At 66.3% G+C, this 12,880-nt stretch carries 14 protein-coding genes and 1 pseudogene; 12 read left to right on the forward strand and 3 right to left on the reverse strand.

Annotation, left to right across the window (positions count from 1 at the left end):
* The first annotated feature begins 526 nt into the window (after positions 1-526).
* The 4 genes from VNF92_05305 to VNF92_05320 all read left to right on the forward strand — a co-directional run bounded on the left by VNF92_05305 (position 527) and on the right by VNF92_05320 (position 2,431).
* On the forward strand, positions 527-793 hold the full coding sequence (locus VNF92_05305) for a hypothetical protein (GenBank protein ID HVA57285.1): 267 nt from the start codon (positions 527-529) through the stop codon (positions 791-793).
* A 118-nt stretch (positions 794-911) separates the two neighbouring features.
* Positions 912-1,292: a hypothetical protein gene (locus VNF92_05310; protein ID HVA57286.1), complete on the forward strand. Its 381-nt coding sequence runs from the start codon at positions 912-914 to the stop codon at positions 1,290-1,292.
* Between the two features lie 108 nt (positions 1,293-1,400).
* On the forward strand, positions 1,401-2,270 hold the full coding sequence (locus VNF92_05315) for a terminase small subunit (protein ID HVA57287.1): 870 nt from the start codon (positions 1,401-1,403) through the stop codon (positions 2,268-2,270).
* Complete coding sequence (locus VNF92_05320) at positions 2,267-2,431, forward strand: hypothetical protein (GenBank protein HVA57288.1); 165 nt, start codon at positions 2,267-2,269, stop codon at positions 2,429-2,431. The genes VNF92_05315 and VNF92_05320 overlap by 4 nt, the downstream gene beginning before the upstream one ends.
* 7 nt (positions 2,432-2,438) lie before the next feature.
* On the opposite strand, the gene VNF92_05325 is transcribed toward VNF92_05320, so the two are convergent.
* From VNF92_05325 to VNF92_05335, 3 genes are all read right to left on the reverse strand, one after another.
* Positions 2,439-2,939 carry a hypothetical protein gene (locus tag VNF92_05325; GenBank protein ID HVA57289.1) on the reverse strand — a complete coding sequence of 167 codons (501 nt, stop codon included), beginning with the start codon at positions 2,937-2,939 and terminating at the stop codon, positions 2,439-2,441.
* 317 nt (positions 2,940-3,256) lie between these two features.
* The gene (locus tag VNF92_05330) at positions 3,257-3,883 is read right to left on the reverse strand and encodes a hypothetical protein (protein ID HVA57290.1); all 627 of its coding nucleotides are present in this window, start codon (positions 3,881-3,883) and stop codon (positions 3,257-3,259) included.
* A gap of 1,036 nt (positions 3,884-4,919) precedes the next feature.
* Entirely contained in the window at positions 4,920-5,483 is a 564-nt protein-coding gene (locus VNF92_05335) for a hypothetical protein (GenBank protein ID HVA57291.1), read from the reverse strand.
* A 479-nt stretch (positions 5,484-5,962) separates the two neighbouring features.
* Here VNF92_05335 and fusA point away from each other — a divergent pair, with 479 nt between their 5' ends.
* The 8 genes and pseudogenes from fusA to rpsS all read left to right on the forward strand — a co-directional run bounded on the left by fusA (position 5,963) and on the right by rpsS (position 12,869).
* Positions 5,963-8,083: an elongation factor G gene (gene fusA, locus VNF92_05340; protein ID HVA57292.1), complete on the forward strand. Its 2,121-nt coding sequence runs from the start codon at positions 5,963-5,965 to the stop codon at positions 8,081-8,083.
* Positions 8,084-8,164: 81 nt separating this feature from the next.
* Positions 8,165-9,367 (forward strand): elongation factor Tu, encoded by a 1,203-nt coding sequence (tuf, locus tag VNF92_05345; GenBank protein ID HVA57293.1) that lies wholly within the window; start codon positions 8,165-8,167, stop codon positions 9,365-9,367.
* Positions 9,368-9,510: 143 nt separating this feature from the next.
* Positions 9,511-9,819, forward strand: a complete 309-nt coding sequence (gene rpsJ, locus VNF92_05350) for a 30S ribosomal protein S10 (protein ID HVA57294.1) — start codon at positions 9,511-9,513, stop codon at positions 9,817-9,819.
* A gap of 90 nt (positions 9,820-9,909) precedes the next feature.
* Entirely contained in the window at positions 9,910-10,593 is a 684-nt protein-coding gene (rplC, locus tag VNF92_05355) for a 50S ribosomal protein L3 (GenBank protein ID HVA57295.1), read from the forward strand.
* A gap of 3 nt (positions 10,594-10,596) precedes the next feature.
* The gene (gene rplD / locus VNF92_05360; GenBank protein ID HVA57296.1) at positions 10,597-11,475 is read left to right on the forward strand and encodes a 50S ribosomal protein L4; all 879 of its coding nucleotides are present in this window, start codon (positions 10,597-10,599) and stop codon (positions 11,473-11,475) included.
* Between the two features lie 3 nt (positions 11,476-11,478).
* Complete coding sequence (locus VNF92_05365; GenBank protein HVA57297.1) at positions 11,479-11,766, forward strand: 50S ribosomal protein L23; 288 nt, start codon at positions 11,479-11,481, stop codon at positions 11,764-11,766.
* 4 nt (positions 11,767-11,770) lie between these two features.
* On the forward strand, positions 11,771-12,601 hold the full coding sequence (rplB, locus tag VNF92_05370) for a 50S ribosomal protein L2 (protein HVA57298.1): 831 nt from the start codon (positions 11,771-11,773) through the stop codon (positions 12,599-12,601).
* Between the two features lie 16 nt (positions 12,602-12,617).
* Positions 12,618-12,869: pseudogene (rpsS, locus tag VNF92_05375) on the forward strand (30S ribosomal protein S19).
* Positions 12,870-12,880 lie beyond the last annotated feature (11 nt).

Here is a 12,880-nt window from a genome sequence, read left to right on the forward strand (position 1 = left end):
CATGGCTTCAACCCCGAGGCCGGCAGGGACAGCGCAGGACGGGCTTCTCCGTCCCGTGAGCGGAGGCCGGTCCCAGCCACCAGGCACCACGGTGCGAATCCCCGGCGGTGCGGCTTCTACTCCGGTCGGCCCCGAGGCTCCGGGGACGACGGTTCCCATTGCCGGCGGTGCCGCCTCGACGCCAGTGGCCCCGCAGGCGCCGGGCACGACGGCTCCGATCGCGGGTGGCGCGGCTTCAACGCCGCTCCCGACGCAGCCAGCGGGCACCGGGACGCTCGGGCCACGGCCGGGAGTCCAGACGCAGCCTCCCGGAACCACGGTCCCGATTCCAGGTGGCGCCGCGTCCACGCCATCGGCCCGGCAGCCACCAGGGAGCGGCGGTCCCATCGCGGGTGGATGGGCCTCAACGCCCGTCGGGCCGCAAGCTCCGGGCACCACCGTCCCGATTGCCGGCGGCGCGGCTTCGACACCCATCGGGTCGTCCGTCCCTGTCTGGACCGCCCCGCTGTCGTCCGGCCCGGAACCGGTGCCAACCGCCACCCCGGCCGGCCCAGTGGCGCCCGGCGTGCTCGATCAGATGCGCGAGTCGATCGGGTTGCCGGCGATGGCGGCCCCGCAGAACTCAGCCGCCGCCGGCCCGACGCTGACCGCCGCGCCCGCAAGCACCGACGTCCTGTCGAGACTTCGGCAGGCGATCGTGCCGCAGTTGCGGCAGCCGCACGGCCGAACGCCGGCACAGCTCGCCCGGGACCTCAAGCGCAGCCGAGAGTTCGGACCGCGATTCGCCACTTGATTCTAGGGGGGACACTGTGAATCGCAAAGAGATTTCGGCCCGAAATCGGTTGGGGGGCGAGGGAAGAACCGCGAAGAAAACCGCTAACAAAACCGCTAAGCCGTCTCCGCGTAGCGGCGTGTCTCTCCCGGTGGGAGCCCACCCCGGGAACACCGGTGGCAAGAAGGGCCGCTCGGGGCGCCTGCCGTCGATGATCCGCGACCTGGCGCGCGAGGGGTTCGCCGACAACCTGGATACCCTGATACAGATGGCCGACGGCCACGTGGTCCGCCGCGTGCGGGTCGGCGATGCAGAAACAGAGAGCGTGGTCAACGTCGAGGTGTCGGACCGACTGCGCGCGATCGACCTGCTCGGGAAGTATGGACTCGGCACGGTCCGCGAGGTGAGCATCGAGGACGTGCGGGAACGGGTGCACCGAACGCTCGACGTCGTTCAGGAGCGCACGTCGCCGGACCAATGTGCAGCGATCATTGAAGCGATCAGGCCCATTTGGCGATGAACCAGCTCTCGAAAGTCCGAAATGGAAAGCACCGCGAGCAGCTGCATGCAAGACGCAGCGCGCTCCGACCGGACCTCGGATACTCACACTTCGGACGAGGTGACCGAAATGGCTGAGAAGTCGAAATCGTCTGCTGTCGCTGAGAAAACCGCGAACAAAACCGCGAAGCTTGCACCGCCATCAGGTAGGAACGGAAACAGGTTGCCGGTTGGGGCGCACTCCGGCAACACTGGTGGCAAGCCTGGACGCTCCGGTAGGCCAAGCAGGGCGTTCAAGGCGACGATCGCCGAGCTGCAACGCGACCCCGATCTCCACGACGCGCTACGCGAGGCTGCCTCCGACCCGAACCACAAGAACTTCGCCGCGGCCTGGGGTGTCATCACGAAGTTCGGCCCCTTGGACGATGGTCAGCAACCGGCGATGACGCCGGAGCAGGCGATGCAACTCATCGCGGAGCGCCTGAGTGTGGCCGCTGAGCGTCGGAAGGCGGCTATCATGATGAGAGTGGACATGCGAACCGGGGCGCCCGCAGGATGCGGCCTGACCGCCAAGCAGGGGCGCTTCGTCGATGAGTACCTGATCGACCTCAACGCGACGCAGGCGGCGATTCGGGCCGGCTACAGCGAGCGAACGGCCCGGTTCATCGGCGCAGAGAACCTAACAAAACCCAACATTGCCGCGGCGATCGCAGCGCGTACGGCCGAGGTGTGCGAGCGCCTTGGGCTCACGAAGGAGTGGGTGCTGACGCGTCTCAAGGAGAATGTTGAGCGGGCGATGCAGGCGGAGCCGGTGAAGGACAGCAAGGGCAAGGAAACCGGCGAGTATACGTACCAGGGCGCGGCGGCCAACAAGGCCCTGGAACTGCTGGGCAAGCACGTCGGCCTGTTTACCGACAAGTTGGACGTGGACTTCAATGACCTGTCCAGCATTTCGGACGCGGAACTCGAGCGGCGGCGGCGTGAGTTGCGGCTAGTGTGACGACGGCGGAGGTGGCGCGCCGGCGCCAGCACGTCGTCAAGGACGGCCGCCTCTGGCACGACCCGTCGCCGCGACCCATCCCGGTCGCTCGGTACGCGGAATACCAGATCCTCGTGCCGCTCATGCCACAGAGTCCGCGTCGGCTCAAACGGGCGGCGTGAGGGGCTACTAATTGACGATGACCGCCACGGTGGCCCCGCGGGCGACGTCTACGTGCTTCCAGACCACCCCGCCCTGCCTCGTCAGCGTTCCCCACACCGGGTCTGGGGCGTCCCAGGTGACCACGGTGCGCACCAAGTACGCCCCCGGCGGCAGGCTGTCGAACTCGAACCGGCCGTCACCGTCGGCGGTGACCATGCGCCGCGCGCGCCGAAACAGCCCGGTCGTGTCCGGGGGGTCCTGCAGGAAGGTGCCGAGGTCTGTGCCGCGCTGGGTGAACCACTCCATCGAGAACTGCGTAGCCGGATCCAACGTCACCTCCCGGCCGGCCGCGGTGCGCACCTGCCCTCCGCGGGTCGTGAGGAACGCCTGCCCTTTGAGCGTGGCGGTCCCAGGCGCCAGATAGGCCGCATACGCCGTCGTTGACGGCGGCCCGGAGAACCGCAACGGGGCGAGCGGCGCAGGCGGCGTGACGCACGCCCCGATCACCAACAGCGGAATGAGTGCCATAAGTCGTTTCACAATCACACCCTCCAAAAGGTTCCCCGCCGTATAATGGCGCACTTGTGGCCCCCACCTACAGTGCTAGCGCGTCCCTTACAAACAGTTGACCGTCCCCCCGCTTGAGGAGCAGGGATTATGGGTCGGTTGAAGTAGCGGTAAAGGTGAATGCTCTAGCAAAGCTCCCTGGCGTGCGGTCCGCAAGGCTGCTTTACCGTTGCGACATTGAAGGCCGCACGGCTCGCTCTCCGGTTCGGGAGGGCGGCCCGTTTTGCGTTTGTCCGACCAGCCCAACGAGCACACCGTGCCATGAAGTGAAGGTGAGTTCACCCCCCATGCCGCAGAGCCGAAGCTTTCCATCGTCTGTCGGCTGCTCTGCGCGCCTTCTTCTCCGCCCGCCTGACCTGGGTGTCCACCGTGGTGCGCTTCTTCCCGAACGCGCGCGCAGTTTCCGCGATCGATGGCCGGCCGGTGATCGCTTGGCGCCGCAGGTCATCGAGGATCGCTTTCTGACCTGGCGACGCTTCGGCGTAGAGGTCCTCTACTGACGGCTCGCCATACTTGGGGACGTCGGGATCGTAATCGAAGTACAACTCGTAAATCTCCTCGCCGTCGAGGCCGATTTCGAATTTGGGGTCGCCCGGGGTGGTGAACGGATACGGCTGGTTCAACAGGTCCGCGCGCGCCGCTTTTATGGCCTCACGCCTGAGCCACTTGGCGAACGCTGGCCCTACGAAGACTTGTGACGGAATGACCAGACGGCGGCTGTTGCGCTTGATGCGCTGTGGTTCGTTTCGACTGCCCCACGCGAGGCAGAGGCCGACCTTTACTGCGTACACCTTGACCGAAGCGAGCGAAATTCGTTCTGCTCGCGCACGCGCGAGGAGCGCGGCGAGAAGCCGGTGCCCGCGGATGATCCACCCGGTGGCGATCGCCCCCGCAAGTCCGAGCACCTCAGGTGGGATCCCGGCTGATTCCCCGCCCGCGTCAGCCACGATTCGCGGCCTCGGTCTCGCCGGTAGTCGGGTACTGCGACCGGTACACAAGGCGCAGGCAGGACCGACACGCCCGCTCCTGCCCGCCGGCCGGGCGGAGTAGGACCCGCCGCCGACTGCCGCACCGCGGACAGACGAGCCACCAACAGCGGCCTCCGAGCGTGCCCGGCGTGCTCGCTACCTGAAGACGGGCGGTCGTGCCCCGACTCGTTCGGATATGCCACCCGGTAACCTCGGCTCCAGCGGGCGGATGGCCATAGACCCGCTGCAGGTCAGTGATGCGCAGTGCCCGGCATTCCTCGACCGTCAGGCGCCGTTGCCGTCGCGACGGTGTTTTCGCTAGCCCGCTTTCAGCGGCGTTGGTCATTCTGAACTCCTTTCGGGTCATTGGGTACGGCGGCGCGGCCCCGAGTCCTGGGCTTTGGACGGCGATCGCTGCTTTCAGCGCAGGCTTGGCACACTAGGGCGAACACGGGGGCGCCGTGGCGCGTGTCCAGATTCGGCACGGCGCGGAGTCGGGCGGCGTCGGCGCCGCACGCGTCGCACCTCATGGCGTGGCGCTCACGTCAGACCGCCCGCGCTTTGGCCTGCATGGGGGCGCTTTGCCGCCCGGCGTCGCGCAGGAGCGCGATCACGGCCGAGGGGAGGGACAGAGACCGCCTCAGTCGGCGGAACGGCCAGTGGGGCGCTCAGACGCTCAGCATCTCGACCGTCCCGAGCGCCATACCATGCTGGATCTGGCGCGAGACGCCGGTCTGTGCAGGCATCAGGTGTCAGATTGGGTGTCGAATTGGAGCGGCAGAGTCCGACATCGCGGCCCCGACAGGACGGCGGATCACGTTGACTGTCAGAGTGTGGGCGCATCAGATGCCGGACTTCCGCACCGCGCTACGACGCCAACAAGGCGTTCGCGCACTATCGCTGGTAGGCGGTCGTCCCGCTGCTGGTGGCACGCCCCGTCCGGTCTCACCGGGCGGGGCGTTTTATTAGTTCTCTAGAATCCGAACCCGAAATCCAGCGTCCAGAGCCACGGTCGGCTGTTGGTCGGGGCGCTCACGCGCCGGAGGAGTCCGAGGCGGGGGCCCAGGGCGATGAACGGAAACCACGCGACGTCGGCGCCGACGTAGGTAGCATTGGGCGGCGCCTGCCATGGGTGGACTACGGTGCGCAGGACCGAGGCGCCGGCGGCGATGCCCCCGCCGAGATGGCCTGTGGAATGGACATAGGTCACGGACGCGCGTTCGGCGCCCAGTCCGGGAGCGAGGGCGAGGAGGAGTTCGCCCGACGGCTGCGTGGGGTCGGCGCCGGGGTCGAGGTTGAGGCCGATGCCGGCGGAGACGGAGAGGCGCTGCGGCGTGCCGAAGCGGGCGCCGAGGAAGGGGAAGACCTGCGTGTTGGTGGCCTCGACTGCCCCGGTCTGGATGGCGGTCTGTGCCGTGGCGTGGTTGGGGGCCGCGGCGACCAGGATGAGGGCGAGCGCGGCGAGGGTGCGCGCGCGTGGGCGGTGCCTGTGGGCGAGGGCTGGGATTGGGAGGCGAGGACGGCGGGGGCGTCGCATGGTGCGCGGTCTCGAGAAAGGGGTCCGACGTTGGGAATGTACCGGCGGCGTGGGCCGAAAGATTACCGGTGGGCGGGCGTTGACAACGCTCCGAATGCCAATAAATTCAAGGGGCTAGGGCAATTCGTACCTCTGGTTGTCGTAGCGGATGGTTCGTCGGCGGACTGCGCGCCGACCCTTATGGGCTCGCCGATGGGAGCGAGGGGACTTCAGACCGGCCGGAGCGCCTGTGGCGCCGAGGCTCCCGAAAAGCAACGCAGGACAATTCAACGTCGAGCGAAGTCGGCTCGGCGCGCCATGGGTCCCGGCTCGCGCTGCAGTGGCGGGCACACCCGGCGGCAGCGGATGGATACCGGCTCCTCTGGAGCGCCCTGGTCCACCCGCGTTTTTGCTGGTGACGGTTTGTCGTTCCCGATTCACTTTGAATTTGACGCCGTGCGTAGCTGGGCGCGGCATGCAGGCAAGAGACTCTTCGACTTATGGCACGCATCACACCGCTCGGGCACTATCGGAACATCGGCATCATGGCGCACATCGATGCCGGGAAGACGACGACGACCGAGCGCATTCTGTACTACACGGGCAAGGCCTACAAGATCGGCGAGGTGCACGAAGGCACGGCCACGATGGACTGGATGGAGCAGGAGCAGGAGCGCGGGATCACGATCACGTCGGCTGCGACGACCTGCTTCTGGAGCCGGCATGGCCAGAGCCAAGAGGCGGGCGATGGGCCGGAGTACCGGATCAACATCATCGACACGCCCGGCCACGTGGATTTCACGGTCGAAGTGGAGCGGTCGTTGCGGGTGCTCGATGGGGCGGTGACGCTGCTCGACTCGGTGGCCGGGGTGGAGCCGCAGACGGAGACGGTATGGCGGCAGGCCGATCGATACAACGTGCCGCGGCTGATCTTCGCCAACAAGATGGATCGCGTGGGTGCGGATTTCGAACGCTGTTTGACAATGGTGCGGGACCGGCTGTCGCGGAACGCGCACCCGCTGCAGCTGCCGGTCGGATCGGGCGAGTTGTTCACGGGCCACATCGACGTGATCGAGCGCAAGCAGTACGTGTTCGACGAAGCGTCGCTGGGCAAATCTTTCAGCGTCGTGAACGTACCGCCGGAGTTCGTCGAGCGGATGGAAGAGGCGCGCCACGAGTTGATCGAAGCCGCGGTGGCGCATGACGACGAGCTGCTGGAGAAGTATCTGGCCGGTGAGGAGCTGACTGTCCCTGAGATTCGACGGGCCATCCGCAAGGCGACCCTGGCGATGCAATTCGTGCCGGTGCTCTGCGGCGCCTCGTTCAAGAACAAGGGGGTGCAGGCGCTGCTCGACGCGGTGATCGACTACCTGCCGTCGCCCGAGGACGTGCCACCCATCCAGGGCCACGTGCCCCATCACGACGAGCACTTCGAGACGCGGCCGACCAACGACGAAGCGCCGTTTGCAGCGCTGGCGTTCAAGATCGCGACCGACCCATTCGTCGGAAAGCTGACGTTCTTCCGGGTGTACTCGGGGGTCCTGAAGTCGGGGTCGTACGTGTACAACTCGACCAAGGACAGGCGCGAGCGCGTGGGCCGGCTGTTGCAGATGCACGCCAACAAGCGCGAGGAGATCGCGGAAGTGCTGGCCGGCGACATCGCGGCCGCGATCGGGCTCAAGGACACGCGCACGGGCGATACGCTGTGTGACGACGACCACCCGATCATCCTCGAGGCGATGAAGTTCCCGAACCCGGTGATCGACGTCGCCATCGAGCCGAAGACCAAGGCCGACCAGGACAAGCTGGCGATCGCGCTGCAGAAGCTGGCCGAAGAGGATCCGACGTTCCGCGTGCACACCGATTCCGAGACGTCCCAGACGATCATCTCCGGGATGGGCGAGCTGCACCTCGAGATCATCGTCGACCGCATGATGCGCGAGTTCAAAGTGGACGCGAACATCGGTCGACCGCAGGTGGCCTATCGCGAGACCATTCGCCGGCGCGTCGAGAAGGTCGAGGGGAAGTTCATCCGGCAGTCGGGCGGCAAGGGCCAGTACGGGCACGTGGTGATCAACATGGAGCCGTCGGACACGGGCGCCGGATTTATCTTCGAGGACAAGATCGTGGGCGGGGTGATTCCGCGCGAGTACATCGCCCCGGTGGAGCAGGGCATCAAGGAAGCGTTGGAGAACGGCGTGCTGGCCGGCTATCCGATGGTCGATGTGAAGGTCGAGCTGGTGTACGGGTCGTACCATGACGTCGACTCGAGCGAGATGGCGTTCAAGATCGCCGGGTCGATGGCATTCAAGGAGGCGGCGAAGCGGGCGCATCCCGTCATCCTGGAGCCGTTGATGAACGTCGAGGTGGTGAGCCCGGAGGCGTACATGGGCGACGTGCTCGGCGATCTCTCGTCGCGGCGCGGCAAGATCGGAGGCATGACGCAACGGGGCGAAGCGCAGGTGATCGCCTCGACGGTGCCGCTCTCCGAGATGTTCGGTTATTCCACGAAGCTGCGCTCGATGTCGCAGGGCCGGGCGGTGTATTCGATGGAGTTCGCCCACTACGAAGAAGTGCCGAAGTCGAAGGCGGAAGAGATCATCAGCAAGGTCAAGGCGTAAGTCGGGGAGCGGCAGGCGGAATCACGGTTCCGACCTTCCATTATCAAGGACGCAGTAGATCAACTCATCGGGAACAGTACCATGGCCAAGGCAAAGTTCGAGCGTACCAAGCCGCACGTGAACGTCGGAACCATCGGCCACGTGGATCACGGCAAGACGACCCTTACCGCGGCGCTCACGAAGATCTCGGCGGAAAAGGGCTACAGCACGAAGTACATCGCGTACGATGAAGTCGCGAAGGCGTCGGAATCGCAGGGTCGCCGCGACGCGACCAAGATTCTGACCATCGCGACGTCGCACGTCGAGTACGAGACCGAGAAGCGCCACTACGCACACGTGGACTGCCCGGGACACGCCGACTACGTGAAGAACATGATCACGGGCGCGGCGCAGATGGACGGCGCGATCCTCGTCGTGAGCGCGGTGGACGGCCCGATGCCGCAGACGCGTGAGCACATCCTGCTCGCCCGCCAGGTGAACGTGCCGTCGGTGGTCGTGTTCCTCAACAAGTGCGATCTCGTGGACGACCCGGAGCTGCTGGACCTGGTCGAGCTCGAGGTCCGCGAGTTGCTGAGCAAGTACGACTACCCGGGCGACGACACGCCGGTGATCCGTGGCTCGGCGATGAAGGCGATCGAGGGCGACAAGGCGTGGATCGCGAAGATCCAGGAGTTGTATGACGCGCTCGATACGTTCATTCCGGAGCCGGTGCGCGAAGTGGACAAGCCGTTCCTGATGCCGGTCGAGGACGTGTTCTCGATCACCGGCCGCGGCACGGTGGCCACGGGCCGCATCGACCGCGGGAAGATCAAGGTCGGTGAGGAAATCGAGATGGTCGGCTTCGGCACCGACAAGAAGAGCGTCGTGACCGGCGTCGAGATGTTCCGTAAGCTGCTCGACGACGGCCAGGCAGGCGACAACGTCGGCCTCCTGCTCCGCGGCGTGGACAAGAAGGAGATCGAGCGCGGGATGGTGCTGGCCAAGCCTGGCTCGATCACACCGCACACGAAGTTCGAGGCCGAGGTGTACGTCCTCACCAAGGAAGAGGGCGGCCGCCACACCCCGTTCTTCAAGGGCTACCGCCCGCAGTTCTACCTCCGCACGACGGACGTGACGGGCGCGATCGAGTTGCCGGCCGGCACCGAGATGGTGATGCCGGGAGACAACATCCAGATGACGATCGAGCTGATCACGCCGGTCGCCATGGAAGAGCAACTCCGGTTCGCCATCCGCGAAGGCGGACGGACGGTCGGAGCGGGCGTGGTCACCAAGATTCTGAAGTAGGACGGTAGGCGAGTAGGACGGTAGGGCAGCACGCTGCGGACAACGATTCCGTCCTACCGTCCAACCGTTCTACAGCACGCCGAATCGAGCAGTCGGTCAGGTGCAGCACGATTGGTTCGGCAATACTCACTCACGGGCAACGCATGACTGGCAGAATTCGCATCCGTCTCAAGGCCTTCGATCACGCGGTGATCGATCAGGCGGCAGCGGATATCGTACGGACGGCGGAGAAGACCGGCGCTCAGGTGTCGGGGCCGATCCCGCTGCCCACGAAGTCGCAACTATGGACGGTGCTGCGCTCGCCGCACGTCGACAAGAAGTCACGCGAGCAGTTCCAGCTGAAGACGCACAAGCGGGTCATCGACATCCTCGATTCCCGCGCCCAGACGGTGGACGCGCTGACCAAGCTCGATCTGCCGGCCGGCGTGGACGTGGAAATCAAAGTTCAATAACGCGGGAAGGGCCGCTGGTGGGCTGATCGCCGACCGCTGCCGTTTCACAGTCCTCCTGGCGATCCGGCCAGTGACTACGCAGAGGAATTCATGATCGGAATTATTGGGAAGAAGCTGGGGATGACCCAGATCTTCAACGAGCAGGGACAACAGATCCCGGTGACGGTGATCGAGGCCGAGCCGAATCCGGTCGTCGCCGTGACGGACGCGGCGAAGAAGGGATTCGCGGCGGTGCAGCTCGGGCTCGGGCTGCAGCGTCTGGCGCGCGCCTCGACCAAGGGCGAGGGCACGCCGCGGGGGCGTCGCGCGCATGCGGCGGCGATCGGCCATGCCAAGAAGGCGGGCCTCGACACCCCGCCGGCCGTGCTGCGCAGTTTCCGGTTGGACGACGCGCGGGGCAAGGATGTGCCGGTTCCCACGTACGCCGTGGGCGACGTGGTCAAGGTGGACATCTTCCAGTCGGGCGAGACGGTGAAGGTGACGGGGACGAGCAAGGGACGCGGGTTCCAGGGCGTGGTCAAGCGCCACGGCTTCCATGGCGGTCCGAACACGCACGGCAATACGAAGCACCGCCGGCCCGGCTCGATCGGACCCGGCACCGATCCGTCGCGCGTCATCAAGGGGAAGAAGATGCCCGGGCACTACGGCGCGGCGCGGCATACGCAAACGCATCTCCGCGTGGAGAAGATCGACGCGGATCGCAATCTGATCTACATCCGTGGCTCGGTGGCCGGTCCTCGGAACGGCATCGTGCTCGTGCGGAAGCAGGGGTGAGTCATGGCTGACGAGACGACATTACAGGCAGCCGCGTACACGGCGCAGGGGACGGCTCGCGACAAGGTCGCGCTCCCCGAGGCGCTGTTCGACGGCACCGTGAACATGCCGGTGATGCACCAGGCGGTGAAGGCGTATCTCGCCAACCAGCGCCAGGGCAACGCCGCGACGAAGATTCGCAAGTACGTGATCGGCGGCAACCAGAAGCCGTGGCGGCAGAAGGGCACCGGGCGTGCGCGCCAGGGCTCGACGCGCGCGCCGCAGTGGGTGGGCGGTGGAACGGTATTCGGTCCGATTCCGCGCAGCTACGCGCAGTACGTGCCGCGCCAGGTGCGTGCGCTGGCCCGCAAGAGCGCGTTCAATGCCCGGGCCCGCGAGGATGCGATCATCGTCATCGACCGGTTCGACTATGACGCGCCCAAGACGAGCCGCCTCAAGGCGCTCATCGACCGGCTGGACCTGGCCGACCACAAGGTGCTCATCCTCACCGACGGCGTGAAGCCGAACGTGTTCCTGAGCGGACGCAACCTGCCCACAGCGCACGTGATGCCGTACGCGGACGTGTCGACCTACCATCTCCTGTGGTCGGACGTGGTGCTCGTGGAAGCGGGCGCGCTGGGCCAGATGTTGGCCCCGGTGGCGGAGACGGCGGCGGAACCGCGGGCGAAGAAGGCCAAGCCGGCCTCCAAGGACGAGGCATTAGTGAAGGCCGAAGCCAAGCGTGCCCGGAAGCAGGCCCCGAAGGCCAAGGCGCCGGCGGCCAAGGCGCCGGCGGCCAAGGCGGTGCCGACCAAGAAGGCGGCACCCAAGGCGGCCAAGAAGCCGGCGGCAAAGAAGACGGCTACGAAGAAGCCGTCGGCCACCAAGAAGAAGGGGAAGTAAGCGATGCCGACCACGCATCAGACCATCGTTCGCCCCGTGATCACGGAGCAGACGTCGACGGCGTTCCAGGAGCGCGGCGAGTACACCTTCGAGGTACACCCGAAGGCGAGCAAGCCGCAGATCCGAACGGCCGTCGAACAGTTGTTCGGCGTGAAGGTGACCGGCGTGTGGACCTCGAACCAGCGCGGCAAGCTTCGCCGCGTGGGTGCGACGGCCGGACGCCGCCCGAACTGGAAAAAGGCGATCGTGACGCTCCGCGAGGGCGATACGATCGAGATCTTCGAGGGCTGACCCGATGGGAATTCGTCAGTTCAAGCCGGTGACGAAGGGCACCCGGTTCCGCTCGGTTTCCGATTTCTCGGACATCACGCGGACGACGCCGGAGAAGTCCCTGCTCGAGCCGCTCAAGAAGTCGGGCGGTCGCGACAATCACGGGCACATCTCGATGCGGCGCCGTGGCGGTGGCCACAAGCGCATGTATCGCATCATGGATTTCAAGCGCAACAAGACGGGCCAGCCCGCCACGGTGCGTGAGATCGAGTACGATCCGAACCGGTCGGCGCGCATCGCGCTGGTCGAATACGCGGACGGCGAGAAGCGCTACATGCTGCACGCGAAAGGGCTCGCGGTGGGCGACACGGTGGTCGCTGGGCCGGGGTCGGACATTCGGGTGGGCAATGCGATGCCGCTGGCCGAGGTGCCGTTGGGCACCGCGGTGCACAACATCGAGCTGAAGATCGGGAAGGGCGGTCAGATCTGTCGTTCGGCGGGGACGTCGGCGCAGGTGCTGGCCAAGGAAGGCGACTACGTGACGCTGCGGCTCCAGTCGAGCGAGACGCGCCTGGTGCACGCGCGGTGCATGGCGACGATCGGCGAAGTGGGCAATGCTGAGCACGAATTGGTGTCGTGGGGCAAGGCAGGGAAGACGCGCTGGAAGGGGCGTCGTCCCAAAGTGCGCGGTGAAGTGATGAACCCGGTGGACCATCCGCACGGTGGCCGCACGCGCGGCGGCCGGAACGTGGTGAGTCCGTGGGGCAAGCCGGAGGGCGTGAAGACGCGCGACAAGAAGAAGTCGTCGCAGCGGTTGATCGTCCGCGGCCGGAAGCGCGGCAAGGCGACGCAGTAACCCGGGGCCGAGACTAATGGGAAGAAGCGTAAAGAAGGGACCGTTCGTTCAGGAAGCGCTGGCCAAGAAGGTCGAGGCCCTGAACGCCAAGAGCGAGAAGCGCGTGATCAAGACCTGGTCGCGGGCGAGCACGGTGCTGCCGGAGTTCGTGGGGCACACGTTCGCCGTGCACAACGGGAACAAGTTCGTCCCCGTGTACGTGACCGAGAACATGGTGGGGCACCGGTTGGGCGAATTCTCGCCCACGCGGCTGTTCCGCGGCCACACGGGGGCGAAGGC

The organism is Gemmatimonadaceae bacterium (assembly GCA_035533015.1).
Lineage (GTDB): Bacteria > Gemmatimonadota > Gemmatimonadetes > Gemmatimonadales > Gemmatimonadaceae > JAGWRI01.